This window comes from Pseudomonas sp. 29, assembly GCF_002754355.1.
GTDB lineage: Bacteria > Pseudomonadota > Gammaproteobacteria > Pseudomonadales > Pseudomonadaceae > Aquipseudomonas > Aquipseudomonas neuropathica.
In genome coordinates this window covers 2,344,681-2,370,744 of sequence record NZ_PEEY01000001.1, presented here as the reverse complement: position 1 = coordinate 2,370,744, position 26,064 = coordinate 2,344,681, and the positions used below count along the sequence as shown (strand labels likewise).

Sequence of the window (26,064 nt, the reverse complement as noted above, 5' to 3'; positions counted from 1 at the left end):
CGGACCGGCATCCTCAGGAGCTCTGCAGCAATGGCTATCAGCGTTTTCGACCTGTTCAAAATCGGCATCGGCCCTTCCAGTTCCCACACCGTCGGGCCCATGCGCGCCGCGGCGTTGTTCGTCGAGTCGCTACGGGACAAGCACCAGTTGGAACAGGTGCGTCGTATAGAAGTGCAATTGTTCGGATCGCTGTCGGCCACGGGCATTGGCCACGGCAGCGACAACGCGGTGATCATGGGTTTGATGGGCGAGTGGCCGGACGCAATCGACCCGTCGCAGATCGGCCCACGTATCCAGGCGCTGCGCGAAACGCACACCCTGCTATTGGATGGTCGCTTGTCGGTGCCGTTTGTCTGGGCACGGGACATGCGCCTGATCGACGAGAACCTGCCATTCCACCCCAATGCCATGACTATCGTTGCCGAGGGTGATCACGGCGAACTGCATCGCGACACCTACTATTCGGTGGGCGGCGGTTTTGTCGTGGATCAAGCGCAGGCGTCCAGCGGCGTGGTCGATCTGGATCGCACTGAGTTGCCCTACGACTTTTCCAGCGCGGTTGAGCTGTTGGAGTTGTGCAAGAAAAACAACCTGCGCGTTGCCGAATTGATGATGGCCAACGAAAAGGTCTGGCGCAGTGAAGAAGAGATCCGCGCCGGGCTGATGAAACTGTGGCGGGCGATGCAGGATTGCGTCGAGCAGGGCCTGAAACACGAAGGCATTCTGCCCGGCGGACTGAATGTGCGTCGGCGCGCGGCGAAGTTGCATCGCAGCCTGCAGGAACTGGGTAAGCCCAATGTGATCGGCTCGACGCTGAGCGCGATGGAGTGGGTCAACCTGTTCGCTCTGGCGGTTAATGAAGAAAACGCGGCGGGCGGGCGCATGGTCACGGCGCCGACCAATGGCGCGGCGGGGATCATTCCGGCGGTGTTGCACTACTTTATGAAGTTCAGTGAAGCGGTGACTGACGCCAACGTGGTCGATTACTTCCTCGGTGCAGCGGCGGTGGGGATTCTGTGCAAGAAGAATGCTTCGATCTCGGGCGCCGAAGTGGGTTGCCAGGGCGAAGTCGGTTCGGCGTGTGCGATGGCGGCGGCGGGGCTGGCGGAGATTCTTGGTGCCACGCCGGAGCAGTTGTGCAACGCGGCGGAGATTGGCCTGGAACATAACCTTGGGCTGACCTGCGATCCGGTCGGTGGCCTGGTGCAAGTGCCGTGCATCGAGCGTAATGCGATTGCCGCAGTTAAGGCGATCAACGCGGCGCAGATGGCATTGCGTGGCGATGGTCAGCACTTTATCTCGCTGGATCGGGTGATCCGCACCATGCGTGATACCGGCGCTGATATGCATGACAAATATAAAGAGACATCGCGTGGTGGATTGGCGGTCAGTGCGGTTGAGTGCTGAGACCGAGTCGCCTCCATCGCGAGCAGGCTCGCTCCCACAGTAGATCTCCAGTGAACACAAAATGTGTGAACGCCAGGGTCCAATGTGGGAGCGAGCCTGCTCGCGAAGGGGCCAGACCAGTCAAAATTGCTCATCAAGTGAACACAGACAATAAATCACGCCACCTTTTAGCGCGTCGCAAACAGATAAGAGTCTTTCCCAGCTGTTACATGCATTCAGCACCCCCTACCGTCCGTCACCCGTGCTTGCGGTGACACTCCCCACAAACTGCGCGCAGGCCAGTTCCCACAAGTGCTACCGATTTGCTCACACCCTTGGGGGCAGGGCGCTCAGCAACGCTGATGGCACTTCGAAACACCTTTCGTCGGACGGCTCGTATAGACACGTCGCGACGTCGTTTTCAGGAGTTATTGAACAGCCATTCAATTTTAGGCATGGCAATTGCTCTGTCATAACAAAGCCCGTCTCCCACGCGAGAACGCTGGCAATAACAAGAGCCTCCGCCTGAGGCCATCACCCGCTTTGTGTGAGGAGATACCGCGATGACGTCGTTCAACTCCGGGGCCCAACCCCAGAACCGTGCGCCTCAATCCATCGGCTTTCTGCTGCTGGACAATTTCACGCTGATTTCCCTGGCCTCTGCAGTAGAACCTCTACGCATGGCCAACCAATTGTCCGGTCGCGAGCTGTATCGCTGGAGTACCCTCACCGTCGATGGCGGCCAGGTGTGGGCCAGTGACGGTCTGCAAATCACGCCAGACGCCTCCATGCACAAAGCCCCGCCACTGGACACTGTGATTGTCTGCGGCGGCATCGGCATTCAACGCACCGTTACCCGTGAACACGTTTCCTGGCTGCAAAGCCAGGCGCGTCAGTCCAAGCGCCTCGGCGCGGTGTGCACCGGCAGTTGGGCTTTGGCCTGCGCCGGGTTGCTCGATGGTTTCGATTGCAGCGTGCACTGGGAATGTCTGGCGGCGATGCAGGAAGCTTTCCCGCGCGTGGCCATGAGCACCCGTTTGTTCACCCTCGACCGTAACCGTTTCACCAGCTCCGGCGGTACCGCGCCGCTGGACATGATGCTGCACCTGATCAGTCGCGATCACGGCCGTGAACTGTCCGCCGCGATCTCGGAGATGTTCGTCTACGAACGTATCCGCAACGAACAGGATCACCAGCGCGTGCCGCTCAAGCACATGCTCGGCACCAACCAGCCGAAGCTGCAGGAAATCGTCGCGCTGATGGAAGCCAATCTGGAAGAGCCTATCGACCTCGATGAACTGGCGGTGTACGTCGCCGTGTCGCGTCGACAGTTGGAGCGCCTGTTCCAGAAATACCTGCACTGCTCGCCGTCGCGTTACTACTTGAAGCTGCGCCTGATCCGCGCCCGGCAGTTGCTCAAGCAAACGCCGATGTCGATCATCGAAGTGGCGTCCGTGTGTGGTTTCGTCTCGACGCCGCACTTCTCCAAGTGCTATCGCGAATACTTCGGCATTCCGCCGCGTGACGAGCGTGTGGGTTCCAACACCACTCAACAAGTGGCGATGTTGCCACTGCCGCAGGCCATCGTGATGTCGCCGCTGTCGGGGCCGATGTCGGCGTTGAGTCAGGCTCGGAATGAGTCGACGTTTGCCAGCGTAAGGCTGTAGACCGAGTCATCGTTCTTCGCGAGCAGGCTCGCTCCCACAGTAGGAATGCATTCCAATGTGGGAGCGAGCCTGCTCGCGAATGGATTTATCAGGCGCTATGGCTTTGCTGATAGTCCGCCAATGCCGGCAACAACTGCTTGTCGATCGCCTGACGTACGCACGGCAGAATCGTCGCGCTGCTGGTGTACATCTCCTTGACCATCCTGCGCAGTTCATTTGCCCGAGCCTTATCCAAGCCACGCACCGCGCATTCGCAAGCCTGCTCGGCCGTTGAACCGCTCGGCACCTGGAAACCCAACGCCTTGAGCTGGCCCAGCAAATCTTCCTGATCGATCAAATCGGCATACATCATGACGCGCATCCTTCTTCGGTAACGGAGGTCGTGGCTCGATTCTGGTAGCCATGCGGGAGCACGGCAAGGGCGATTTGTCGCAGTGGCTGCGACGGCTATGAACAGGTCGTTTTCGGCTAACTCGCCGCTCAAGGGAGTGGGCACACTGAACTCAGCTTGCAACACGAAGGTTTGGTCACCCTCGCTTGGCAGCTCCTCAACAGTAGCTTGAGCCCCGATCCAGTCACGGCTGGTATCGGGGTTTTTTTTGTCTGTGATTCAGTTAGTGACGCGTTGTCTGGACTGACGCTTTCGCGAGCAAGCTCGCTCCCACAGGTGACCGCGTTCATTCAGGGGAATGCGATTAAATGTGGGAGCGAGCTTGCTCGCGAAGAACGATGACGCGGTCTACCGCTGCAACACCAGAATCCGCGACAACAACTCATCCCGGTCGACGTAGCAGCCCTGAAAATGCCGCGCCCCGGTCGCCGGATCGAAGGCATTACGCGCGTGCAACGTACGGCGATTATCGAAGCACCACAGTTCACCGGAATTAAGCCGCTGCATCAGCCGAAACCGTGGCTCACGGGTCATCGCAATAAACCGCCGATAAGCCCGATACAACCGTGGCATCTGCTCTACCGAGGTATCGAACGCTCCGCGCAGAAAGTTTGCCATGCGGATTTCCGCCACGCGTCCCAAGGCGTCCAAAGCGATGATCGGCGCCAGGCAGCGATAGTCGCTATGGCGATCCTTGTTGCGAAACTCCACCGGTATTTCACACAGTGCCTGAAACGATGCAGGGTCTTCACTGCGCAACGCATCGGCAATCGCAAAACCGTCGACAAAAATACTTTCGCCACCCTCGGCGTCATTCACCAGGCAATGCAGAAATTGCAGCCCCGGTTGCAGCTCGCGTGTCGGTAGATCGGTGTGCAACGGTAGGTTGAAAGCGGTGTACGCATTGCTGTCAGCATCGGCTTTGGATTGCACGTTAAACAGTACACCGAAGTTGCTCTCGCGAATGAAGGAAATGCGTTGCGCGATGAGCTTCAGTGAACCGGACTCGGTGGGCACGCCGCGTACTTGCGTCAGGCCGATGTCGCGTACGGCGAGCAGCCATTGCAGCAGGGCGGCGTTGTCGTTCATCAATGCCGCGTATTCGAACACTGGCAACTGCAGATCGCTGCGCCACAGATGAGACTTAGGTTTGCCGGCCAAGCGTTCGGCGCGGGATTCATCGTCATAGGCATGAGCGCGCAGCCAGCCGGGATCAAAACGGCTGAGGTGACCGTCCCGCCAGTCGATGCGCAGGCAGCCGCCGGTATCGATATCGGCGGCGGCAGGCCTGAGGTCTTCAACGGCATCGACAATCTCGAACACCTGCTCGCGGGTGACGTTGTAGACGCACTGCGGGCACGGGCAGTTATCCCGCAACCAGACGTGGTGAAACGGGCTGATACGACCGTCAGCCCATGCGATGGCAACGCGATCCGCCAGGGTCTGCACGCCACCGAGCGCGCTGATCAACGGATAAGTACGGAAATCGGCAACAGCGGCAGCGGTGTGCATGGCGGCTCCTTGTGATCGATGGATTACCTGGCGGGTGGCAGTGCGATAACGCGGCCGATGTAAGCGGGAGCGGGCAAGTCTTGCTGATCGGCGACGATGCTTTGCAGGCGGCTCAGGGTGTCCGCGCTGAACGGTGCCGAACGCGGGCCGGCGAGATCGACGTGCAACAGCATCTGTTCGTTGCCGGCCAGATCCTGTTCCTCACCGACCTTGTACAGGCTGTGATAGAGGTGCAGGCGTTTGCTGTCGTGGCCGATGATTTGCGTACGCACTTCGACTTCGCTGTCGAGCTTCACTTCGTGCAGATAGTTGAGGTGCAGTTCAAGGGTGAACAGCGAGTGGCCGTTGGCTTCGCGGTTGTTGCTGTCCATGCCGAGGCGATCCATCAGGGCGTCGGTGGCGTAGCTGAAAATCAGCAGGTAGAAGGCATCGCGCAGGTGGCCGTTGTAGTCGACCCAGTCGGGGATGATTCGGGTTTGGTACGTGGTGAGCTGGGGCATGGTTTGGGTTCCGGCAGTTAGGTGGTCTTCAAGATCAAAAGCTACCCCCTCACCCCAGCCCTCTCCCCCAAGGGGAGAGGGGGAAAGGGAGTAGATCGGGGGCCTTTCAAAACTTGAGTTCGGCTCGATAGATCAAGTCGGCGTAGCTCGGGAAAAACACCGCGGTCAGTCCCCTTTCCCAATGGAGGAGAGGAGAAAGGGGGCTGATCTTCAAGCTTTTCAAGTCTTGAATTCGGCTCGATGGTGCAAGTCGGCGTAACTTGCACACTCAACGCGGTCAGTCCCCTCTACCTCTGGGAGAGGGCTAGGGTGAGGGCAGCGGTCTGACGCGAACGCATTACTCGCTGAACGCCATCCCATGCTTTTCCTTTGTGGTCTTCACCGCCTCAAGCACCGCCAGCAAACAATCATCACGATAGCGCTCCAGTGCCGAAATGCTGTGACGACCAAGCTGATCACTGGTGCCATCAACCACATCATCAATCAACTTGTCAGTCAGTTCCGGCGCCGGCAGATAGGTCCACGGCAACTGCAACGCCGGGCCGAATTGCGACATGAAGTGGCGCATCCCCGCATCACCCCCGGCCAAGGTATAAGTCAGGAACGTACCCATGAACGACCAGCGCAGGCCGGCGCCAAAGCGGATCGCATCATCGATCTCGCCAGTGGTCGCGACACCATCGTTGACCAGGTGCAGCGCCTCACGCCACAGCGCTTCAAGCAAGCGGTCGGCGATGAAACCGGGCACTTCTTTGCGCACGTGCAGCGGACGCATGCCGAGGGATTCGTAGACTTTCATCGCCGCCTGAACGGCCTCGGGCGCGGTGTTCTTGCCACCCACGACTTCGACCAACGGCAGCAGATAAACCGGGTTGAACGGGTGGCCGACCACGCAACGCTCCGGGTGCGTCGAACTCTCGTAAAACTCGCTCGGCAACAGGCCCGAGGTACTCGAACCGATCAACGCATTGGGCTTGGCCGCGGCGCTGATTTTGCTGTGCAGATCGAGTTTCAGTTCCAGGCGTTCCGGGGCGCTTTCCTGAATGAAGTCGGCATCGCGTACGCACTCCTCGATGGTCGCGACAAAGCGCAGACGATCCTGCGAAGCGCCCGGCGCCAGACCGCTTTTCTCCAGTGCGCCCCAGGCGTTGGCCACGCGTTTACGCAGCGCCGCTTCAGCGCCGGGCGCCGGGTCCCAGGCGATCACATCCAGGCCATGGGCGAGGGCGCGGGATACCCAGCCGCTGCCGATGACACCGCCGCCCAGCGCGGCGAAGGTTTTGATTTCGGTGATAAAGCTCATGGTGATTTCCTGAATAGTTCGGCGATCAACTGTGGGAGCGAGCTTGCTCGCGAAGGGGGCGGTACATCCGCAGTATCTTCATCAGCAGAGCCATCGCATTCGCGAGCAAGCTCGCTCCCACAGGGTTTAGAGGTGAGTTCGTTAGCCGCGCTGGGTCAGGCCCATTTTTTTGCGGCCTTCGGCAGGGGTCAGCACGCGGGCGCCGAGGCGGCTGAGGATCTCGGTGGCGCGTTCGACCAGTTGGCCGTTGGTCGCCAGCACGCCTTTGTCCAGCCACAGGTTGTCTTCCAGTCCGACCCGCACGTTGCCGCCGAGCAGCACCGCTTGTGCAGCCATTGGCATCTGCATGCGGCCAATGCCAAACCCGGCCCACACCGCATCGGCGGGCAGGTTGTCGACCATGGCTTTCATCGTGGTGGTATCCGCCGGCGCGCCCCACGGGATGCCCAGGCACAGCTGGAATAACGGGTTATCGAGCAGACCTTCCTTGATCATCTGCTTGGCGAACCACAGGTGACCGGTGTCGAAAATCTCCAGCTCGGCCTTCACGCCCAGCTCGGTAATGTGCTTGGCGCCGGCACGCAGTTGCGCCGGTGTGGAGACGTAAATGGTGTCGCCATCGCCGAAGTTCAGCGTGCCGCAATCGAGGGTGCAGATTTCCGGTAACAGCGCTTCAACGTGAGCCAGACGAGTCAACGGGCCGACCAGATCGGTATTCGGGCCAAACTCCATCGGGTTCTCGCCAGCGCCGATTTCCAGGTCGCCGCCCATGCCGGCGGTGAGGTTGACGATGATGTCGACGTCGGCCTCGCGGATGCGCTCCATCACTTCGCGGTACAGAGCCACGTCACGGCTGAACTTGCCGGTCTGCGGATCGCGCACATGGCAGTGCACAACCGTGGCGCCGGCCTTGGCCGCTTCCACCGCAGCAGCAGCAATTTGTTTCGGGGTGACCGGCACGTGCGGGCTCTTGGCGGTCGTGTCGCCAGCACCGGTGAGTGCGCAGGTGATGATGACGTCGTGATTCATGGTGCGGTTTCCTTCAGGCGTGATGGGTCTGTCCGCAGTCCTTTTCGGGGCTGCGAGCTTCGTCCGGTTCCCTCTCCCCTTGGGAGAGGGCTAGGGTGAGGGGCTTTTAAATGATAGGGTTATTTGCTGGTCAGTTGCAGGTTTTCAGCCGCTGGTTTGCCATCGAACGTCGTCACACCTTCCAGCCAGCGCTGCTTGTCTTCGGGGTGATCCTTGAGCCATTGCTTGGCCGATTCGAAAGCGTCCTTGTGGTCGAGCAGCGGCTGCATCATCCGGCTCTCGTCCTCGGCGGTGAACGTCAGATTGGTTAGCAGGCGACCAACGTTCGGGCACTGCTCGGCGTATTTCGGCGCGGTGACGGTCCAAACCGTGGCCATACCTTCGTTAGGGCCGAGGGCGTCGTCGCTGCCGGTCAGATAAGTCATCTTGACGTTGACGTTCATCGGGTGCGGCGCCCAGCCAAAGAAGACCACGGCCTCTTTGCGGCGCACAGCACGGTCGACGGCGGCGAGCATGCCGGCCTCGCTCGACTCGACCAACTGGAACTTGCCGAGGCCGAACTGGTTCTTGGCGATCATCGCCTTGATCTGCGTGTTGGCGCCCGAGCCTGGCTCGATGCCGTAGATCTTGCCGCCCAGTTCTTTTTCAAACTTGGCGATGTCGGCGAAGGTTTTCAGGCCCTTGTCGGCCAGATAGGTCGGTACGGCGAGGGTCGCGCGAGCGTCTTTCAGGCTTGGTGCTTCAAGAACTTTGACCTGATTGGCATCGACGAACGGGGTGATGGTCTGGGTCATCAGCGGGTTCCAGTAACCGAGGAACAGGTCCAGGCGCTGATCGCGGATCCCAGCGAAGATGATTTGCTGGGACGCGCTGGTTTGTTTGGTGTTGTAGCCGAGGCCGTCGAGCAGGACCTGGGTCATGGCACTGGTGGCGATCACGTCGGTCCAGTTGACCACGCCCATGCGTACGTTCTGGCATGACGCAGGTTCGGCCGCCATGACGCTGGCGCTCAAGAAAGCGGTACCGCTGAGTGCAAGAACACAGCTGCTGATCAGTCGTTTCATGTCGGGTTCCTCGGCAGGTGGTTTATTGTGGTTTCCGGCGTCTGATGCGCCGGTGATGCCAAGTTACGCAGCTATACGCCCATGAAAGCGCACTGCGGCGACTGGCATTTGCACTGTAGCGACCTGTGCGCTTGAACGCTGACGACAATCGGCGTATCAACGAGCCACGCTCCCCTCCCTCTCGTTACCCGCGAATCGAGTGCGCCCATGTCCCAGGATTTCTACTTTCTGCTGATGCCGGGGTTCTCCGCCATCGGCTTTATTTCGGCGATCGAACCGCTGCGCGTGGCCAACCGCTTTCGTGGCGAGCTGTACCGCTGGCATGTGCTCAGCGCCGACGGCGGAGCGGTGCTGGCGAGCAATGGCATGTCGGTCAACGCCGATGCGGCGCTGGAGCCGCTGAAGAAAGGTGCGACGTTGTTGGTGGTGGCCGGGTTTGAACCGCTGAAGTTCGCCACGCCAACCCTTGAACACTGGTTGCGGCGGCTGGATAACGAAGGCGTGACCCTCGGTGCTATCGACACCGGCAGCTTTGTCCTCGCTGAAGCAGGTCTGCTCGACGGTCATCGCCTGACCCTGCACTGGGAAGCCATCGACGCGTTCAAGGAATCTTATCCAACGCTCAGCGTGACCCAGGAACTGTTCGAGATCGACCGCCGGCGCATCACCTCGGCGGGTGGCACGGCTTCCATCGATTTAATGCTCGATCTGATCGCCCAGGCTCATGGGCCGCAACTGGCGATTCAGGTCAGCGAGCAGTTTGTGCTGGGGCGCATCCGTCCGCGCAAAGATCACCAGCGCATGGAAGTCGCCACGCGTTATGGCATCAATAACAAGAAGCTGGTTCAGGTGATCGGCGAGATGGAGCAGCACAGCGAACCGCCGCTGACCACGCTGCAACTGGCGGAATCGATCAAGGTGACGCGGAGGCAACTGGAGCGTTTGTTTCGGCTGCATCTGAACGATACACCGAGCAACTTCTACCTGCGTCTGCGCCTGGAAAAAGCCCGGCAGCTACTGCGCCAGACCGACATGAGCGTGCTTGAAGTCAGCATCGCCTGCGGCTTCGAATCACCGTCGTACTTCACCCGCAGCTACCGCGCAAAATTCGCCCGCTGCCCCCGCGAGGACCGCCGTACCGCCCAGGCCTGAATGGATGTACCCAAAACCCCTGTAGGAGTGAGCCTGCTCGCGATAGCGGTAAGTCAGACAACACTGATGTCGACTGACACTTCGTCATCGCGAGCAGGCTCACTCCTACAGTTTGATCGCGTTACTTCTTCACCAACGCCGAACACGCAGCCTTATAAGCCTCATGCTGATACTTGTTCAGCGTCCCCGGCAGTTCGAAATTATGCTTCTTCGCCTGCGCATTGATCGTCTGCGGCGACAACAACGTCACTTCACAGCCATCCAGCAGCTGCAAAATCCCCTCAATCTTGAAAGTGGTCGGCCCGCCGGCAAACTCACCCTTCTTGCTGCGCTTCTTGATCGCAATCCGGTCAACCGAATTCTCCCGCACAAACGACGCCACCTGCGCCGCAAACATCTTCACGTTCGCCGCCTCGTCATCGTCTTCGAGGGCAATCTTCTTGGTGGCGAGGGGAACGTGGCTCAGGTTCGAACCGTCGAGAGCGGCCACGGCGATGATCGCTTCGCTGCCTTTGATTTCGATGCCGCAGATGTTCATGGGGAATTCCTTGAAGTGAAGAGGGCAGCTTACAGCTCTAGCTGATTGGCGGTGATGCCGAACGCCGACGCAATTTTCTCACGCGTAACCTTGCGAGGCTTGGCGACTGTTTCCTGCTGGGCAAACGCCGGTTGCGAAATACCCATGCGTTTGGCGACTTCTTCTTGAGTCAGGTTGAGGTGTTCGCGCCAGGCACGGATCGGTGTTGCCCCATCGACCATCCGACTGACGACCTCATGGGGAATCAGATCGGGCTGCATTTTCTGCGCGACGTACTGGGCGTAAGGGATGACGACGAAGGCTGGCTTGCCCTCGGCATCGTTGATGATTTGGATATCTGTGGATAACTTCATATACGAAGAAATATAAGTCTTTTATAAGATTTCAGAATCTTTTCTTATATTTCTCCCAAATACCAATCCGCAAGTTTGACGGCATGTTGCGAGAAGTCAGGATCACTCCTGCCCAATCGACTCCAAAAACTCCGACCGTTCATCACTCATCCGCGCCACGCAATCATTCTGCGCAATCGTGAACGCCTTACTCCCCGCCGTAGCCGGAAACGCTTCCACCGCACAATCCGCGTCCCGCGTCTTCAACCACTGCTGCTGAGCCGTCTTGATCTTGGCGGTAATGTCCGCCAATTGCGTCGGGTTCTTGCCATACGCGGTCTGCATGCGCTCGTTGAGGCTGGCGTAGTTGTCCTTGAGCAGGTCTTCGGCGGTGGTGCGGCTATAGGTCGAGCATTCCAGGGTCTGGACGTCGTTTTCGACGGCGTCGCACGGGTTGTTGTCGGACTCTTCAGCGGCGTGCACGCCGGTCGCAAGCAAAGCCAAAGCCAGGAAGATCGATTTCATTGTTGTCGCCGCTCTAATCCAGTGGTGTTTCCAAGATGGTCCAGATTCTGGCTCAAGCTGGCGGGCTTGAACAGGTAGCTGATCGGAGCGTCTGGCGACCCTTTGTCGCGGATTGACGCTTTCGGCAATTCCCCTGTCGTTTTTGCACCCGGTCGCCCCGGCACCGAGGCATATGCTGGCCCCAAAGCGCCGGCAGACGATTCGGCGCATGAATCGCCAATAAGGGGACGCCTGATGAGCCCAGCCGAATTACACGCCGACAGCATCGTTATCGACGGTCTGATCATTGCCAAATGGAACCGCGAGCTGTTCGAAGACATGCGCAAGGGCGGTTTGACGGCAGCCAACTGCACTGTGTCGGTGTGGGAAGGCTTTCAGGCGACCGTGAACAATATTGCCGCCAGCCAGAAGCTGATCCGCGAAAACGGCGACCTGGTGATGCCGGTGCGCACCACCGCCGACATCCGTCGCGCCAAGGAGCAAGGCAAGACCGGCATCCTCTTCGGCTTCCAGAATGCTCACGCGTTTGAAGACCAGATCGGCTATGTCGAAGTGTTCAAGCAGCTCGGCGTCGGCATCGTGCAGATGTGCTACAACACCCAGAACCTGGTCGGCACCGGTTGCTATGAGCGTGACGGCGGCCTGTCGGGTTTCGGTCGCGAGATCGTCGCCGAGATGAACCGCGTCGGCGTCATGTGCGACCTGTCCCACGTCGGCTCGAAGACTTCCGAAGAAGTCATCCTCGAATCGAAAAAACCGGTCTGCTATTCCCACTGCCTGCCGTCGGGTCTCAAAGAGCACCCGCGCAACAAGTCCGATGCAGAACTGAAGTTCATTGCCGACCACGGCGGTTTTGTCGGCGTGACCATGTTCGCGCCGTTCCTCGCCAAGGGCATCGACTCGACCATCGATGACTACGCCGAAGCGATCGAATACACCATGAACATCGTCGGCGAAGACGCCATCGGCATCGGCACCGACTTCACCCAGGGTCACGGCCAGGACTTCTTCGAATACCTGACCCACGACAAGGGCTACGCCCGCCGTCTGACCAGCTTCGGCAAGATCATCAACCCGCTGGGCATCCGCACCGTCGGCGAGTTCCCGAACCTGACCGAAACCCTGCTCAAGCGCGGCCATTCCGAGCGCGTCGTGCGCAAGATCATGGGCGAAAACTGGGTCAACGTCCTGAAAGACGTCTGGGGCGAGTAACGCTGACTCAAGACCGCCGCCGATCTGCCCCCTCTCCTGTGGGAGAGGGCTGGGGTGAGGGCAGCGGTCACCACTGAATCCACTATTTTTCTGGAGTTAAGTTTCCATGGCCAAGATCGCCCCGCAATTGCCAATCGAAGTCGACAGCGAAACCGGTGTCTGGACCTCCGACGCCCTGCCGATGCTCTACGTACCGCGTCACTTCTTCGTCAATAACCACATGGGCATCGAAGAAGTTTTGGGCGCCGACGCCTACGCCGAAATCCTCTATAAGGCCGGCTACAAATCCGCCTGGCACTGGTGCGAGAAAGAAGCTGAATGCCACGGCCTGGAAGGCGTCGCGGTGTTCGAGCACTACATGAAGCGCTTGTCGCAACGCGGCTGGGGTCTGTTCAAGATCCAAGACATCGACCTCGACAAAGGCACTGCCAGCGTCAAGCTCGAACACTCGGCATTCGTCTACGTGTACGGCAAGGTCGGGCGCAAAGTCGATTACATGTTCACCGGTTGGTTTGCCGGGGCCATGGATCAGATTCTTGAGGCTCGCGGCAGCAAGATTCGCACCGTCGCCGAGCAAGTCTACGGTGGCTCCGAAGAAGGCCACGACGACGGCCTGTTCACCGTCAAGCCGTTGTAAGTCGAGGAACCCGCCATGGCTTTCGAAGCAATGTTTCAGCCGATCCAGATCGGCAAACTGACCATCCGCAACCGCGTGCTCAGCACCGCGCACGCGGAGGTCTACGCAACGGACGGCGGCATGACCACCGACCGCTACGTCAAATACTACGAAGAGAAAGCCAAGGGCGGCATCGGCCTGGCGATTTGCGGCGGCTCCTCTGTGGTCGCCATCGACAGCCCGCAGGAATGGTGGAGCTCGGTGAATTTGTCCACCGACCGCATCATTCCGCATTTCCAGAACCTGGCCGACGCCATGCACAAGCATGGCGCCAAGATCATGATTCAGATTACCCACATGGGCCGGCGCTCGCGCTGGGACGGCTTCAACTGGCCGACGCTGATGTCGCCCTCGGGCATCCGTGAACCGGTGCACCGCGCCACCTGCAAAACCATCGAGCCGGAAGAAATCTGGCGGGTGATTGGTAACTATGCTCAGGCGGCGCGCCGGGCCAAGGCCGGTGGTCTCGACGGCGTCGAGCTGTCAGCGGTGCACCAGCACATGATCGACCAGTTCTGGAGCCCGCGCGTCAACAAGCGTACCGACGAATGGGGCGGCACCTTCGAAGGCCGGATGAAGTTCGGTCTGGAAGTGCTGAAGGCTGTGCGCGCCGAGGTCGGTGACGACTTCTGCGTGGGCATGCGTCTGTGCGGTGACGAGTTCCACCCGGACGGCTTGTCCCACGAGGACATGAAGCAGATCGCCAAGTATTACGACGACACCGGCATGCTCGATTTCATCGGCGTCGTCGGCTCGGGTTGTGACACCCACAACACCCTGGCCAACGTGATTCCGAACATGAGTTATCCACCGGAGCCGTTCCTGCATCTGGCCGCCGGAATCAAGGAAGTGGTCAAGGTGCCGGTGCTGCACGCACAGAACATCAAGGACCCGAACCAGGCCACACGGATTCTTGAGGGCGGTTACGTCGACATGGTCGGCATGACCCGTGCGCACATCGCTGATCCGCACCTGATCGCCAAGATCAAGATGGGCCAGATCGATCAGATCAAACAGTGCGTCGGCGCCAACTACTGCATCGACCGTCAGTATCAAGGCCTCGACGTGTTGTGCATCCAGAATGCCGCGACGTCCCGCGAATACATGGGCGTGCCGCACATCATCGAGAAATCCACCGGGCCGAAACGCAAAGTGGTGATCGTCGGTGCCGGCCCTGCCGGGATGGAAGCGGCACGTGTTGCTGCCGAGCGAGGCCACGACGTGACCCTGTTCGAGAAGAAGGAATTCATCGGCGGGCAGATCACTACCGCATCGAAAGCGCCGCAGCGTGACCAGATCGCCGGTATTACCCGCTGGTTCCAGCTGGAACTGGCGCGGCTGAAAGTCGATCTGCGTCTGGGCACGGCGGCTGATGCCGAGACCATCATGGACTTGCGTCCGGACGTGGTGGTGCTGGCGGTCGGCGGGCATCCGTACCTGGAACAGAACGAACACTGGGGCGCCGCCGAAGGGCTGGTGGTCAGCAGTTGGGACGTGCTCGACGGCAAGGTCGCGCCGGGCAAGAACGTGCTGGTCTACGACACCATTTGCGAGTTCACCGGGATGTCGGTTGCCGACTTCCTCGCCGACAAGGGCAGCCAGGTCGAGATCGTCACCGACGACATCAAACCGGGCGTGGCCATCGGCGGTACGTCGTTCCCGACCTACTACCGCAGCATGTACCCGAAAGAAGTGATCATGACCGGTGACATGATGCTGGAGAAGGTCTACCGCGAAGGCGACAAACTGGTCGCGGTGCTGGAAAACGAATACACCGGCGCCAAAGAGGAGCGGGTGGTCGATCAGGTGGTGGTGGAGAACGGCGTGCGTCCGGATGAAGAAATCTACTACGCGCTCAAAGAGGGTTCGCGCAACAAGGGCCAGATCGACGTTGAAGCGTTGTTCGCGATCCAGCCGCAACCTTCGCTGAGCGAGGCGGGCGAAGGCTACTTGCTGTTCCGCATCGGCGACTGCGTGGCGCAGCGCAACACGCACGCCGCGATCTATGACGCGCTCAGACTGTGTAAAGACTTCTAAAGGCTTGCACACAACCCTGTGGGAGCGAGCTTGCTCGCGAAAGCGGTGGATCAGTCGACATCGATGTTGAATGTCAGTCCGCCTTCGCGAGCAAGCTCGCTCCCACAGTGACCGAGTAAGGCAACTCGACCTGCAAGACCCTGCGGTCTTTGGGAGCTTCACCTATGTTGAACACCCTTCTTCCAATCCTGTTGTTCGCCGCCCTGGGCCTTGGTGTCCTTGGTGCGTTGCGACGGGTAGCGATGTGGCGTCGGGGCCGGGCCTCGAAGGTCGATCTGATCGGCGGCCTGTTCGCCATGCCCAAGCGCTACATGGTCGATTTGCACCATGTCGTGGCGCGGGACAAATACATCGCCAACACCCACGTGGCCACGGCCGGCGGTGCGGTGGCGTCGATTGTGCTGGCGCTGCTGGTGCACGGTTTCGGCCTGCATAACCGCATACTCGGTTACGCCTTGCTGCTGATGACGGCGGTGATGTTCGTCGGTGCGATCTTCGTTTATCTGCGTCGGCGCACCCCGCCGGCGCGGCTGTCGAAAGGCCCGTGGATGCGCCTGCCGAAAAGCCTGCTGGCGTTCTCGGCGTCGTTCTTTCTGCTGACCTTGCCGGTGGCCGGGATTCTTCCGGAGAACTTTGGCGGCTGGATACTCGCGGTCATCCTCGGGATCGGCGTGTTGTGGGGCGTGTCGGAACTGTTCTTCGGCATGACCTGGGGCGGGCCGATGAAACACGCCTTTGCCGGTGCCTTGCACTTGGCGTGGCACCGTCGCGCCGAACGTTTTGGCGGCGGCCGTTCCACGGGTTTGAAGCCGTTGGATCTCAGTGATCCGTCAGCGCCGTTGGGTGTTGAGAAACCCAAGGATTTCACTTGGAACCAGTTGCTCGGTTTCGACGCCTGTGTGCAGTGCGGCAAGTGCGAAGCGGCGTGCCCGGCCTTCGCCGCCGGCCAGCCGTTGAACCCGAAAAAACTGATTCAGGACATGGTCGTCGGCCTCGCTGGCGGCACCGATGCCAAGTTCGCCGGCAGTCCGTATCCCGGCAAACCAATTGGCGAGCACAGCGGCGATCCCCATCAACCCATCGTCAACGGTCTGGTTGACGCCGAAACCCTGTGGTCATGCACAACCTGCCGTGCCTGCGTCGAGGAGTGCCCGATGATGATCGAGCACGTCGATGCCATCGTCGACATGCGTCGCCATTTGACCCTGGAAAAAGGCGCAACCCCGAACAAGGGCGCAGAAGTCCTCGAAAACCTCATTGCCACCGACAACCCCGGCGGTTTTGCCCCGGGCGGACGGATGAACTGGGCAGCGGACTTGAACCTCAATCTGCTCAGCGAGAAGAAATCCACTGACGTGCTGTTCTGGGTCGGCGACGGTGCCTTCGACATGCGCAACCAGCGCACTTTGCGCGCGTTCGTCAAAGTACTGAAAGCGGCAAAAATCGACTTCGCCGTATTGGGGCTGGAAGAACGTGACAGCGGTGACGTGGCCCGTCGTCTGGGCGATGAAGCGACCTTCCAGTTGCTCGCCAAACGCAATATCCAGACCTTGGCCAAATACAGCTTCAACCGCATCGTCACCTGCGATCCGCACAGTTTCCATGTGCTGAAAAACGAATATGGCGCCTTCGACGGCAACTACCTGGTGCAGCACCACAGTACCTACATGGCGGAAATCATTCAGGCCGGTGCGCTGAACCTCGGTCAGCACAAAGGCAACAGCGTGACCTATCACGATCCGTGTTACCTCGGTCGTTACAACGGCGAGTACGAAGCGCCGCGCGAAGTGCTGCGTGCCCTCGGCATCGAGGTCAAAGAGATGCAACGTTCCGGCTTCCGCTCGCGTTGCTGCGGCGGCGGTGGCGGGGCGCCGATCACCGACATTCCGGGTAAGCAACGGATTCCTGATATGCGCATGGAAGACATCCGCGAGACCGGCGCCGAACTGGTGGCGGTGGGTTGTCCACAGTGCACGGCGATGCTCGAAGGCGTGGTCGAACCGCGGCCGCTGATCAAGGACATCGCCGAACTGGTCGCCGACGCGCTGCTCGAAGACGCCGCGCCAAGCAAGCCTGCCACTCCGGCCAAACGTGAACCTGCGGAGGCCCACTGATGAGCGACATTATCCGCCGCGACCCGCGCGCCGAATGGATTGCGCGTAACCGCCTGCACCCGCTGCACGCGGCGATGCAACCGGCGCAACACAGCTGGATGGGGCCCAACGGCGTCATTCGCAAGAATCTGCATGGCATCGGTTTTATCGGCCCCAACGGCATCAAGCGTATCGACCGCAGCGGCGCGCAACAGGGCGGGGCGGTCAAACGCTCGGCGGCTGTGGAAGTGCAATTGCCGCTGCATCAGGTGCCCGCGCCGGCGTTCTACATCAGCGTGGTACCGGACATGGTCGGTGGCCGCTTGAGCATTCACGACCGTGATTTGTTTGGCCTCGCCCATCAGCTCGCCGGTAATGACGGCGCAGTGTTGGCGGTGGTCTTTGGCGAGCATAAGGAAAACGCTTTCGCGACCGCTGGCGTCGATCGCTTGCTGGTACTCGAAGGCGAGGAATTCAGCGGTTATGCACCGGAGCAACGGGTGCAAGGTTTGCGCGCTGTGGATAACCAGTTCAACCCGCGTCATTGGTTGCTGCCGGACAGCCGCAGCGGTGGCGGTGAACTCGGTCGACGCTTTGCGGCGGCATTGGGCGAGCGCCCGGCGACACGGGTCTGGCAGGTCAAGGATCAGGAATGCATCGGCCGCGCTGGCGCGGGGCTGCAAGACCTTGCCCGTCCCGTCGCACGGTTGATTCTGGCGGCGGCCGAATGCGCGGAGCCGGTCAGTGAAACCCGTCACGAAGCGTTGCCGGTGGAGTTATCCACAAGTGTCGCTCGTAGCCTGTCGCGGATTGAAGATCTCGGCGCCGTTGCGGTCGACCCGGCAGCGATTCCGATGGCCGAAGCGGAGTTCATTTTCTCCGGCGGCAACGGCGTCAAGGACTGGGCACTGTTCCACGAAACGGCGGCGGCACTCGGCGCTACCGAAGGTGCGTCGCGGGTGGCGGTGGACGATGGCTTCATGGCCCGTGATCGCCAGGTCGGCGCGTCCGGCACCTGGGTTACCGCGCGGGTGTATGTTGCGGTGGGGATTTCCGGGGCGATCCAGCACCTGCAAGGCATTGGTGCCTGTGACAAGGTGGTGGCGATCAACCTCGATCCGGGTTGCGACATGATCAAGCGTGCAGACCTCTCTGTGATCGGCGAGAGCGCAGAGATTCTTCAGGCGTTGATCGAGGCGGTGGCGGCTTACCGCAACGAAGCCAAGCGCGATGCGGCTTAAGGAAACGCTATGAACACGAAAGTAATCAGTCTGGTTTCAATCGGCGCTCACCCTACTTCCGGGCGGCCACGCCGCGCTGATCAGGACGCGCGCGCCGTGGAACTGGGTTTGCAGCTGGCTGGGGATAACTTGCAAGTGCTGCATGCCGGCGACGTTGCGGAGCCGGCGTTGCGCGCCTATCTGGGCATGGGTCTTGAGCAGATGCATGTGCTGGAGCAACCGGCTGGTGCCGATGCGCTGCCGGCGCTGACCGCGTATCTGCGTGATGCCGGTGCGCAGGTGGTGCTGACCGGCAGCCAGGCGGAAACCGGCGAAGGTTCGGGGATGTTGCCGTTCTTGCTGGCGGAAGGTCTGGGCTGGCCGCTGGTGGTGGGCCTAGCGCAGGTCGAGTCGATCAACGACGGCTCGGCGCTGGTGCTGCAAGCGTTGCCGCGCGGGCAGCGGCGTCGGTTGAAAGTGAAACTGCCGTTTCTGGCGACTGTGGATAACGCCGCGCCGAAACCTCGGCAGAGTGCTTATGGACCGGCGCGACGCGGGGTTTTGCAGGCTGAAGATGTGGAAGTTGTGGACGATGAGTTGTTGTCGGTTGCCACCCTGCAACCCGCCAAGCCACGGCCGAAACGCTTGAAGGTGATCAAGGCCAAGAGCGGGGCGGACCGGATGAAAGCCGCGACGGCCAAGGCCAGTGGGGGCGGGGGGCAAGTGCTCAAGGGTGTTACCCCTCAGGCCGGTGCTGAAGCGATCCTCAAGTTGCTGATTGAAGAAGGCGTTGTCCGCTGAAAAGCCCCTCACCCTAGCCCTCTCCCAGAGGGAGAGGGGACCGACCGAGTGGTATTGGCTAATTACATCGACCTGCGATTGCGCGGTGACCTTGGCTTGGCCAAGCCTGAGATCGCAATGTTCGTTCAGGTCGATGGAGTTCAAATAGGCGATTCGGTCGGCTCCCTCCCCCTCCGGGAGAGGGCTGGGCGGGCGGCGTTCCGATGAGGGTAGGCGGTTTACCCACAATCCCTGTTGGCGGATCTGTGGATAACGTGTTCGCCCATCCCTGTACCCCGTGCCAATCAAGCCCTACAGCCCTCCGATCAAAAAACAACCAGCCTAAGTCACGGATTTTCAGGGCTTTTTCGGCAGGATAACTCAGCAAGTTGCCCCCAATCTCTGTTGGCGCTTCTGTGGATAAGATGTTCGCTATCCGCTGCGAACCATACAGACCGTGGCTTTCAAAGATTTGATCAAAAAATAGTCAATTCATCTGTTTCCAAGGAAAACTCCCGCGCAAACCTCGATTTCACACAGCCTTCGGCGCTTTTCCACAGCACAGGCAAAGTTACCCCCGATCTCTGTTGGTGCTTCTGTGGATAACGTGTTTGCCATCCTCTGAAAGCCATGAAAGGCGTGGCTTTCAAGCTTGTGATCAAAAAACAACCAATGCGTCTCTCAAACCGTGCTTCTGGATAAGTCACGATTTTTCTTCACAAATCAGTGAGTTATTTTCCCGTTCATCCACAGTTACCCCCATTTGCTGTGGGTGGCTATGTGGATAACTTGTTTGCCAAACCTTGCAAGCCCCGTCCGGCATAGTCCAAACGGCAATTGATCACATTTCATACAGTTCTAAGACGTTGCCTTGACTTCGATTCCTGCGCTGTCTTCACTGCAATGGCACAAGGACAGCCGTCACTTATCCACATCAGGTTCTGGGAGAACGCATGATGGATAGTCAGCCGCACCGCCCCCCGCCCTCGCCACGCAAGCGCACGCTACGACGCGCCGCCAATCAGCACGCTCGCCTGTAGCGCGGCCCACCTGCCAGACCGCTGTGCTGTCGCCGGACTTGATCCGGTGGCCAGGTGCCCGTCCGCCCATCGATTGCAGGCAACCGCAGAGTTGCCCCCATCTGCCTGATTAGAGGAACCACCTCATGACACGGATCGCAACGCCCATCAGCGAGATCAAGGAACACTACGATGTGATTGTCATTGGTTCAGGCTACGGCGGCGGCATTGCTGCCTCGCGCCTGTCCCGTGCCGGCAAACGTGTGTGCCTGCTCGAACGCGGTCGGGAAATCCAGCCCGGCGAATACCCCAACACCATGATCGCCGCCACCGAGGAACTGCAGGTGCATGACCCGGATGGCCATATCGGCTCGCGCACCGGGCTGTTCGATTTACATGTGAATGCCCAGCAGAACGTCGTGGTCGGTTGCGGCCTCGGCGGCACGTCGCTGATCAATGCCAACGTGGCCCTCGAACCGGAGCCGGGCGTATTCGATGATCCGCGCTGGCCGCAAGCAGTGCGTGAACACCGCGATACGCTGCTCAAGGACGGTTATGCCCGCGCCCGGGAAATGCTCAAACCCAATCCTTACCCGAACACTGCGCCGAACCTGCCCAAACTCGACGCCAACAAGAAATCCGCGGATTACCTCAAGCAAGGCGCGCATTTCTACAAGCCGCCGATCAACGTGACCTTCGACAAGCTGCCGAACAACCTCAACCATGTCGGCGTCGAGCAACTGCCGTGCAACCAGTGCGGCGACTGCGTTTCGGGCTGTAACAACAAGGCCAAGAACACCACGCTGATGAACTATCTGCCGGACGCCTGGAATCACGGCGCGGAGATTTTCTGTCAGGCCGAAGTGCGGCACCTGGAGCGTGATGGTGAAGGCTGGATCGTGCACTTCCAGTACCTCGACAGCGGGCGGGAGATGTTCAGCGCGCCGACGTTGTTCGTGAAGGCCGACATCGTCGTGGTCTCCGCCGGCACCCTCGGCTCCACGGAAATTCTTCTGCGCACGCGCGACAAAGGCGTGGTGATGTCCGCCCAGCTCGGCGAGAACATGAGCGGCAACGGCGACATCCTCGGCTTCGGCCACAACTGCGAGCAGACCATCAACGGCATCGGTTTCGGTGCGCACCCGGCCAAGGAACTGCACCCGGTCGGCCCGTGCATCACCTCGGTGATCGACATGCGCACGGAAGGCGACTGGCGCAGCCGCATGGTCATCGAGGAGGGCTCGATCCCCGGCGCGCTCGGCCGGCCGATGGTGCCGGCCATGGCCGGGTTTGCCGAGATGATCGGCGTGGCCACGGATGACAGCTTCAGCGGCAAGGTGAAATACAAGGCGCGTGAAGCGGAAAGCTTTCTGCGCGGCCCGTATTACGGTGCACTGCACAACATGCAGACTTACCTGATCATGAGCCATGACAGCGGCCAGGGGCGGATGGTCCTCGACAACAAGGATCAACTGCGTATCGACTGGCCGGGCGTTGGCGAGCAGGAGAATTTCAAGCTCGGCAACGAGCGTTTGCAGCAGAGCACCAAGGCACTGGGTGGCGTGTGGGTGGAGAATCCGATCTGGACCAAACTGCTCAAGCACAGCATCGTCTCGGTGCACCCGTTGGGCGGTTGCGTAATGGGCGAAGACGCGGCGCAAGGCGTGGTCAATCACAAGGGGCAGGTGTTCAGCGGTGCCAGCGGCACGGATGTTTACGCTAATTTGTACGTGACTGACGGCGCGGTGATTCCGACGTCGCTGGCGGTCAATCCGCTGCTGACCATCTCCGCGGTGAGTGAGCGCAACATGGGCTTGCTCGCCGCCGACCGTGGCTGGCAGATCGACTACACGCTGCCATCCGCACCGCGTAAACCAGTGGCACCGCCAACCCTCGGCGTGCAGTTCACTGAAACCATGAAGGGCTATTTCTCCCGGGCTTTCACTGCGGCGCAAAGCACCGACCTGAAAGTCTACGAAGCAGCGGCCAAACGCGGCGAGGCGGACAATTCGCCGATCGACTTCACCCTGACCATCACCGCCAACGACCTCAACCGCATGATCAAGGAACCCGAGCACGCGGCAACCATTGTCGGCACGGTGATTGCTCCGGCACTGTCGCCACAACCGCTGACCGCCAGCAATGGCGTGTTCAACCTGTTCGAGCAATTCGAGCAACAGGTCGATACGCGCCACATGAAGTACGACATGAAACTGACCGCCGAGGACGGCAGCGACTATTTCTTCAGCGCCTTCAAAACCGTGCCGGAAGACAACGGCGTGCTGAATATCTGGCATGACACCAGCACGCTGTACGTGACGCTGTATCGCGGGCCGGACAAGACCGGTGAGGTGATCGGTTCCGGGGTGATGCACATACATCCGACCGATTTCGCCAAACAGATGACCACCATGAAAGTGCTCAATGCGCGTAACGAACGTGAGCGCATTGAAGGCTTGGCGCGGTTCGGCAAGTTCTTCGCCGGGATCCTCTGGGAGAGTTACGGCGGGGTGTTTGCCGGGGATATCTACTTCAATCCCGACGCGCCGCCACGGTTGAAACGGCCGCTGGATGCGCCGACGCCAGCGGTGCATTTCTTCCCCACCGAGGACGGTGTCGAGTTGCGCCTGACCCGGTATCAGGCCGGGAGCAAAGGCCCGGTGATGCTGGTGCATGGTTTGGGCGTCGGCTCGAATATCTTTTCCACCGACACCATCCAGACCAACCTGCTGGAATATCTGTGCAAACACGATTACGACGTGTGGTTGCTTGATTTCCGCGTGAGCATTTTGCTGCCGGCGAGCAAGAAGGAATGGAACGGCGACCAGATTGCCCAATACGATTTCAAGGCTGCCATCGCGCAGATTCAGCAGCAGACCCAGGCCAAGGACGTGCAGTGCGTGGTGCATTGCTACGGCGCAACGACCTTCTTCATGTCGTTGCTCGCCGGTTTGCAGGGTGTGCGTTCGGTGGTCTGCTCGCAGATTGCCGCTGACACCGTAGTTGCCACTGCCACAGGGCTGAAGGCCGGATTGCACCTGCCGGGGATGCTCGATGCGATCGGCATCAAGTCGATGACCGCTTACGCCGACAGCAAGGAAAACTGGTTCAACAGACTCTACGACAAGGCCCTCAACGGCTACGCGCGGATCGAGGCGCAGGGCTATTGCACCAATCCGGTGTGCCACCGGATCACCTTCATGTACGCGTCGCTGTATCGCCACGACACCCTCAACGAAACCCTGCACGACAACCTGCACGAGTTGTTCGGTGAGTCGAACATCGAAACCTTCGAGCACCTGGCGCTGATCGTGCGCAAAGGGCACCTGGTGGATTTCAAAGGCAACGATGTGTACATGCCGCACTTTGATCGCCTGACCATGCCGATCTGTTTTATCAGCGGTGCCGACAACCAGTGCTACCTGCCGGAAAGCACCCTGAAGACCTACCAGCGTTTGTGCGACATGCACGGGCCCGAGCGCTACAGCCGGCAAGTGGTGCCGGGCTATGGCCACATCGACTGCATGTTCGGCAAGAACGCGGTGGTCGATGTCTATCCGATCATCCTTGAACACCTGGAGAAAACGGCCCTCGGTTGACTATTGACCGAGTCGAATGCTTCGCGAGCAAGCTCGCTCCCACAGGGGCACGCATTCCAATGTGGGAGCGAGCTTGCTCGCGAAAGCGGTAGGTCAGGCGCTACACCTCTTGGGTCTGCACAAGGAAATGGATGACATGGACAGCTACATCCGCTGGTTTCAACGCTTCATCTGGATCGGCATTGCGATGAACATGGTGTTCGCCCTCCCTGCGCTGTTCGCGCCGGGGTTGCTGACATCGGTGGTCGGGCTGCCGCCGCAACTCTCTGACCCATGGCTGGAGAACGCCGGGATGCTGCTGGTCGGCATCAGCGTGTTTTACATGCCGTCGGGTTTCAACGCGCCGCGTTACGTGGTGCATTCCTGGTTGTGTGTGCTGACGCGATTGATCGCGGTGATTTTCTGGATTTACCTGATCAACACCAGCTCTCAAGGCTCGGTATTCGTGCCGATGTTGATGGGCGATCTGAGCTTCTTTCTGATCCTCGGCATTCTGCTCTACCTCGGCACCGCGCCGGAGAATCGCCCTTGGGCATTGCTTTGCGATGGCTGGCGCGAGTGGCGCGCGGCGTGGCAGCGGCAATGGCAGAGTCACGCCTTCAAGGTAGGCACGCTGTTTGTCGTCGCGGTGCTCGGTTTCATCGGTTACGAGACTTGGTATCAGATGCTGCGAGTGGTGCCGGAGCAGGAATACGCCTCCGACGAAGACCACTACAAGTACGCTGCCATCGGCCTCGGCATCGAAGCGCGCATCCCGTATTACCTGTTCGCCGTGCTGCCGCAGATGTGCCCGGAGAAAATGCCCAAACCCGGTGGCTGGGAGGTTTTCGGCTTCCTCTTTGAAAACGGCAAGGACCTGCCGATCGGCATGGCCAAGCGGCAGATCGGTTACCCGACGGTAGAGCCGAACTGCGCGCTGTGCCACACCGGCTCCTACCGCGCCAATGCCAGCGACGTCGCCGTCAATGTGCCCAGCGCGCCGGCCAACACCCTGCAACTGCAAGCCTTCCAGTGGTTCGCTTACGATTGCGCCAGCGATCCGAAATTCACCACCGACGCGGTGATGGCGGCGATCAACAGCAAGTTTCAGTTGGGCTTCTTCGAGAAGCTCTACAACCGCTACCTGATCATGCCGATGGCCAAAAGCGCACTGCTCAAGCAGAAGCAGGCCTACGCCTGGCAGAAGCTGCGTCCGCAACAAGGCCCGGGGCGCACCGACACCTTCAATCCGACGAAAATGGTCGTGTTCGGCTTCCCGGATGACTCGACGATCGGCACCGTCGACCTGCCGCAAGTATGGAACCAGAAACCCCGCGAATCGATGTACCTGCACTGGGACGGCAATAACAACAAGATCCACGAACGCAACTACGCCGCCGCGATGGCGGTGGGCGCGACGCCGGAATCGGTGTTGCCGCCGAGCTTCAACCGCGTGACCAACTGGCTGCTCGGGCACAAGGCGCCGGCGTGGCCGTGGGCGCTGGATCAGGCCAAGGTCGCCCAGGGCAAACCGATCTGGGAGGCCAACTGCGCGGCTTGTCATGACTTCGGGCGCGCCGATACCGGGCAGGTCACGACCAACATCGATCAGCTCGGCACTGATCCGCACCGGCTCGACTCGTTCACCACGGGGCTGGTCGCCGCGTTCCACACCTTCAAAAAACCGCCGTTCGATTTCGGCGCCTACCGCAAGACCCAGAGCTACAGCAATACGCCCACCGACGGCGTCTGGTTGCGCGCACCGTACCTGCACAACGGCTCGGTGCCGACCCTGTGGGACTTGCTGCAACCGCCGGAAAAACGTCCGCAGGTGTTCATCACCGGCTCGGATATTTACGACCCGGTCAACGTCGGTTTCGTCACCAGCGGCGCTCAGGCCAAAGCCTCGGCGGACTTCAAATACGACACGCGCCAGGAGGGCAATCACAACAGCGGCCACCTGTACGGCACGACGCTGTCGGACGACGACAAACGCGCGCTGATCGAATTCATGAAAACCCTGTGAACCTTACGGAAAGAGGATTACGCC

20 protein-coding genes are annotated in these 26,064 nt (G+C 60.2%); 11 read left to right on the top strand and 9 right to left on the bottom strand.

Annotated features, from left to right (window positions below; genetic code table 11):
* Positions 1-30 precede the first annotated feature (30 nt).
* Both CLU80_RS11075 and gbdR read left to right on the top strand, forming a co-directional pair.
* A complete protein-coding gene (locus CLU80_RS11075) occupies positions 31-1,407 on the top strand; it encodes an L-serine ammonia-lyase (RefSeq protein ID WP_034153599.1) in 1,377 nt (458 codons plus the stop codon).
* Positions 1,408-1,949: 542 nt separating this feature from the next.
* Positions 1,950-3,053, top strand: coding sequence for a choline metabolism transcriptional regulator GbdR (gene gbdR, locus CLU80_RS11070; RefSeq protein ID WP_007949927.1), 1,104 nt, complete (start codon positions 1,950-1,952; stop codon positions 3,051-3,053).
* An 88-nt stretch (positions 3,054-3,141) separates the two neighbouring features.
* Here gbdR and CLU80_RS11065 read toward each other — a convergent pair whose 3' ends face one another.
* The 6 genes from CLU80_RS11065 to CLU80_RS11040 form a co-directional block, all read right to left on the bottom strand.
* Complete coding sequence (locus CLU80_RS11065; RefSeq protein WP_093429889.1) at positions 3,142-3,405, bottom strand: hypothetical protein; 264 nt, start codon at positions 3,403-3,405, stop codon at positions 3,142-3,144.
* Between the two features lie 387 nt (positions 3,406-3,792).
* Positions 3,793-4,956, bottom strand: a complete 1,164-nt coding sequence (locus tag CLU80_RS11060; RefSeq protein ID WP_099757384.1) for a gamma-butyrobetaine dioxygenase — start codon at positions 4,954-4,956, stop codon at positions 3,793-3,795.
* A 23-nt stretch (positions 4,957-4,979) separates the two neighbouring features.
* Positions 4,980-5,456, bottom strand: coding sequence for a thioesterase family protein (locus tag CLU80_RS11055; protein WP_099757383.1), 477 nt, complete (start codon positions 5,454-5,456; stop codon positions 4,980-4,982).
* Positions 5,457-5,793: 337 nt separating this feature from the next.
* Positions 5,794-6,759, bottom strand: a complete 966-nt coding sequence (locus CLU80_RS11050) for an L-carnitine dehydrogenase (protein ID WP_099757382.1) — start codon at positions 6,757-6,759, stop codon at positions 5,794-5,796.
* A gap of 141 nt (positions 6,760-6,900) precedes the next feature.
* Entirely contained in the window at positions 6,901-7,788 is an 888-nt protein-coding gene (gene cdhC, locus CLU80_RS11045; RefSeq protein WP_099757381.1) for a 3-dehydrocarnitine:acetyl-CoA trimethylamine transferase CdhC, read from the bottom strand.
* A gap of 119 nt (positions 7,789-7,907) precedes the next feature.
* Positions 7,908-8,852, bottom strand: coding sequence for a choline ABC transporter substrate-binding protein (locus CLU80_RS11040; protein ID WP_093429894.1), 945 nt, complete (start codon positions 8,850-8,852; stop codon positions 7,908-7,910).
* Positions 8,853-9,059: 207 nt separating this feature from the next.
* Here CLU80_RS11040 and CLU80_RS11035 point away from each other — a divergent pair, with 207 nt between their 5' ends.
* Complete coding sequence (locus tag CLU80_RS11035) at positions 9,060-10,004, top strand: GlxA family transcriptional regulator (protein ID WP_099757380.1); 945 nt, start codon at positions 9,060-9,062, stop codon at positions 10,002-10,004.
* A 121-nt stretch (positions 10,005-10,125) separates the two neighbouring features.
* Here CLU80_RS11035 and CLU80_RS11025 read toward each other — a convergent pair whose 3' ends face one another.
* The 3 genes from CLU80_RS11025 to CLU80_RS11015 all read right to left on the bottom strand — a co-directional run bounded on the left by CLU80_RS11025 (position 10,126) and on the right by CLU80_RS11015 (position 11,399).
* On the bottom strand, positions 10,126-10,542 hold the full coding sequence (locus CLU80_RS11025; protein ID WP_099757379.1) for a DUF3010 family protein: 417 nt from the start codon (positions 10,540-10,542) through the stop codon (positions 10,126-10,128).
* Between the two features lie 29 nt (positions 10,543-10,571).
* Positions 10,572-10,895: a helix-turn-helix domain-containing protein gene (locus CLU80_RS11020; protein ID WP_099757378.1), complete on the bottom strand. Its 324-nt coding sequence runs from the start codon at positions 10,893-10,895 to the stop codon at positions 10,572-10,574.
* A gap of 102 nt (positions 10,896-10,997) precedes the next feature.
* Positions 10,998-11,399: a lysozyme inhibitor LprI family protein gene (locus tag CLU80_RS11015; protein WP_077574880.1), complete on the bottom strand. Its 402-nt coding sequence runs from the start codon at positions 11,397-11,399 to the stop codon at positions 10,998-11,000.
* Between the two features lie 234 nt (positions 11,400-11,633).
* On the opposite strand from CLU80_RS11015, the gene CLU80_RS11010 reads away from it, so the two are divergent.
* The 8 genes from CLU80_RS11010 (at position 11,634) to CLU80_RS10975 (ending at position 26,040) form a co-directional block, all read left to right on the top strand.
* Positions 11,634-12,611, top strand: coding sequence for a dipeptidase (locus tag CLU80_RS11010; RefSeq protein ID WP_093429898.1), 978 nt, complete (start codon positions 11,634-11,636; stop codon positions 12,609-12,611).
* Between the two features lie 106 nt (positions 12,612-12,717).
* Positions 12,718-13,248, top strand: coding sequence for a DUF5943 domain-containing protein (locus tag CLU80_RS11005; RefSeq protein WP_005792152.1), 531 nt, complete (start codon positions 12,718-12,720; stop codon positions 13,246-13,248).
* A 15-nt stretch (positions 13,249-13,263) separates the two neighbouring features.
* Entirely contained in the window at positions 13,264-15,324 is a 2,061-nt protein-coding gene (gene dgcA / locus CLU80_RS11000) for a dimethylglycine demethylation protein DgcA (protein WP_099757377.1), read from the top strand.
* A 164-nt stretch (positions 15,325-15,488) separates the two neighbouring features.
* Positions 15,489-17,438 carry a dimethylglycine demethylation protein DgcB gene (gene dgcB, locus CLU80_RS10995; protein ID WP_099757376.1) on the top strand — a complete coding sequence of 650 codons (1,950 nt, stop codon included), beginning with the start codon at positions 15,489-15,491 and terminating at the stop codon, positions 17,436-17,438.
* Positions 17,438-18,658 carry an electron transfer flavoprotein subunit alpha gene (etfA, locus tag CLU80_RS10990; RefSeq protein WP_099757375.1) on the top strand — a complete coding sequence of 407 codons (1,221 nt, stop codon included), beginning with the start codon at positions 17,438-17,440 and terminating at the stop codon, positions 18,656-18,658. Before dgcB ends, etfA begins: the two co-directional genes overlap by 1 nt.
* 9 nt (positions 18,659-18,667) lie before the next feature.
* Complete coding sequence (gene etfB / locus CLU80_RS10985; protein ID WP_093429902.1) at positions 18,668-19,438, top strand: electron transfer flavoprotein subunit beta; 771 nt, start codon at positions 18,668-18,670, stop codon at positions 19,436-19,438.
* Between the two features lie 1,144 nt (positions 19,439-20,582).
* Positions 20,583-24,035 carry an alpha/beta fold hydrolase gene (locus CLU80_RS10980; protein WP_099757374.1) on the top strand — a complete coding sequence of 1,151 codons (3,453 nt, stop codon included), beginning with the start codon at positions 20,583-20,585 and terminating at the stop codon, positions 24,033-24,035.
* 136 nt (positions 24,036-24,171) lie between these two features.
* Positions 24,172-26,040 (top strand): c-type cytochrome, encoded by a 1,869-nt coding sequence (locus CLU80_RS10975; protein ID WP_099757373.1) that lies wholly within the window; start codon positions 24,172-24,174, stop codon positions 26,038-26,040.
* Positions 26,041-26,064 lie beyond the last annotated feature (24 nt).

Excerpts from the sequence above, each read along its gene's own strand:
- CLU80_RS11035 (WP_099757380.1), top strand. The coding sequence starts at position 9,060 with ATGTCCCAGGATTTCTACTTTCTGCTGATGCCGGGGTTCTCCGCCATC.
- CLU80_RS11010 (WP_093429898.1), top strand. The coding sequence starts at position 11,634 with ATGAGCCCAGCCGAATTACACGCCGACAGCATCGTTATCGACGGTCTG.
- CLU80_RS11005 (WP_005792152.1), top strand. The coding sequence starts at position 12,718 with ATGGCCAAGATCGCCCCGCAATTGCCAATCGAAGTCGACAGCGAAACC.
- CLU80_RS11040 (WP_093429894.1), bottom strand. The coding sequence starts at position 8,852 with ATGAAACGACTGATCAGCAGCTGTGTTCTTGCACTCAGCGGTACCGCT.
- gbdR (WP_007949927.1), top strand. The coding sequence starts at position 1,950 with ATGACGTCGTTCAACTCCGGGGCCCAACCCCAGAACCGTGCGCCTCAA.
- etfA (WP_099757375.1), top strand. The coding sequence starts at position 17,438 with ATGAGCGACATTATCCGCCGCGACCCGCGCGCCGAATGGATTGCGCGT.
- CLU80_RS11025 (WP_099757379.1), bottom strand. The coding sequence starts at position 10,542 with ATGAACATCTGCGGCATCGAAATCAAAGGCAGCGAAGCGATCATCGCC.
- CLU80_RS10975 (WP_099757373.1), top strand. The coding sequence starts at position 24,172 with ATGGACAGCTACATCCGCTGGTTTCAACGCTTCATCTGGATCGGCATT.
- CLU80_RS11050 (WP_099757382.1), bottom strand. The coding sequence starts at position 6,759 with ATGAGCTTTATCACCGAAATCAAAACCTTCGCCGCGCTGGGCGGCGGT.
- CLU80_RS11015 (WP_077574880.1), bottom strand. The coding sequence starts at position 11,399 with ATGAAATCGATCTTCCTGGCTTTGGCTTTGCTTGCGACCGGCGTGCAC.
- CLU80_RS11075 (WP_034153599.1), top strand. The coding sequence starts at position 31 with ATGGCTATCAGCGTTTTCGACCTGTTCAAAATCGGCATCGGCCCTTCC.
- CLU80_RS11020 (WP_099757378.1), bottom strand. The coding sequence starts at position 10,895 with ATGAAGTTATCCACAGATATCCAAATCATCAACGATGCCGAGGGCAAG.
- cdhC (WP_099757381.1), bottom strand. The coding sequence starts at position 7,788 with ATGAATCACGACGTCATCATCACCTGCGCACTCACCGGTGCTGGCGAC.
- dgcB (WP_099757376.1), top strand. The coding sequence starts at position 15,489 with ATGTTGAACACCCTTCTTCCAATCCTGTTGTTCGCCGCCCTGGGCCTT.
- dgcA (WP_099757377.1), top strand. The coding sequence starts at position 13,264 with ATGGCTTTCGAAGCAATGTTTCAGCCGATCCAGATCGGCAAACTGACC.
- CLU80_RS11055 (WP_099757383.1), bottom strand. The coding sequence starts at position 5,456 with ATGCCCCAGCTCACCACGTACCAAACCCGAATCATCCCCGACTGGGTC.
- CLU80_RS10980 (WP_099757374.1), top strand. The coding sequence starts at position 20,583 with ATGACACGGATCGCAACGCCCATCAGCGAGATCAAGGAACACTACGAT.
- etfB (WP_093429902.1), top strand. The coding sequence starts at position 18,668 with ATGAACACGAAAGTAATCAGTCTGGTTTCAATCGGCGCTCACCCTACT.
- CLU80_RS11060 (WP_099757384.1), bottom strand. The coding sequence starts at position 4,956 with ATGCACACCGCTGCCGCTGTTGCCGATTTCCGTACTTATCCGTTGATC.
- CLU80_RS11065 (WP_093429889.1), bottom strand. The coding sequence starts at position 3,405 with ATGATGTATGCCGATTTGATCGATCAGGAAGATTTGCTGGGCCAGCTC.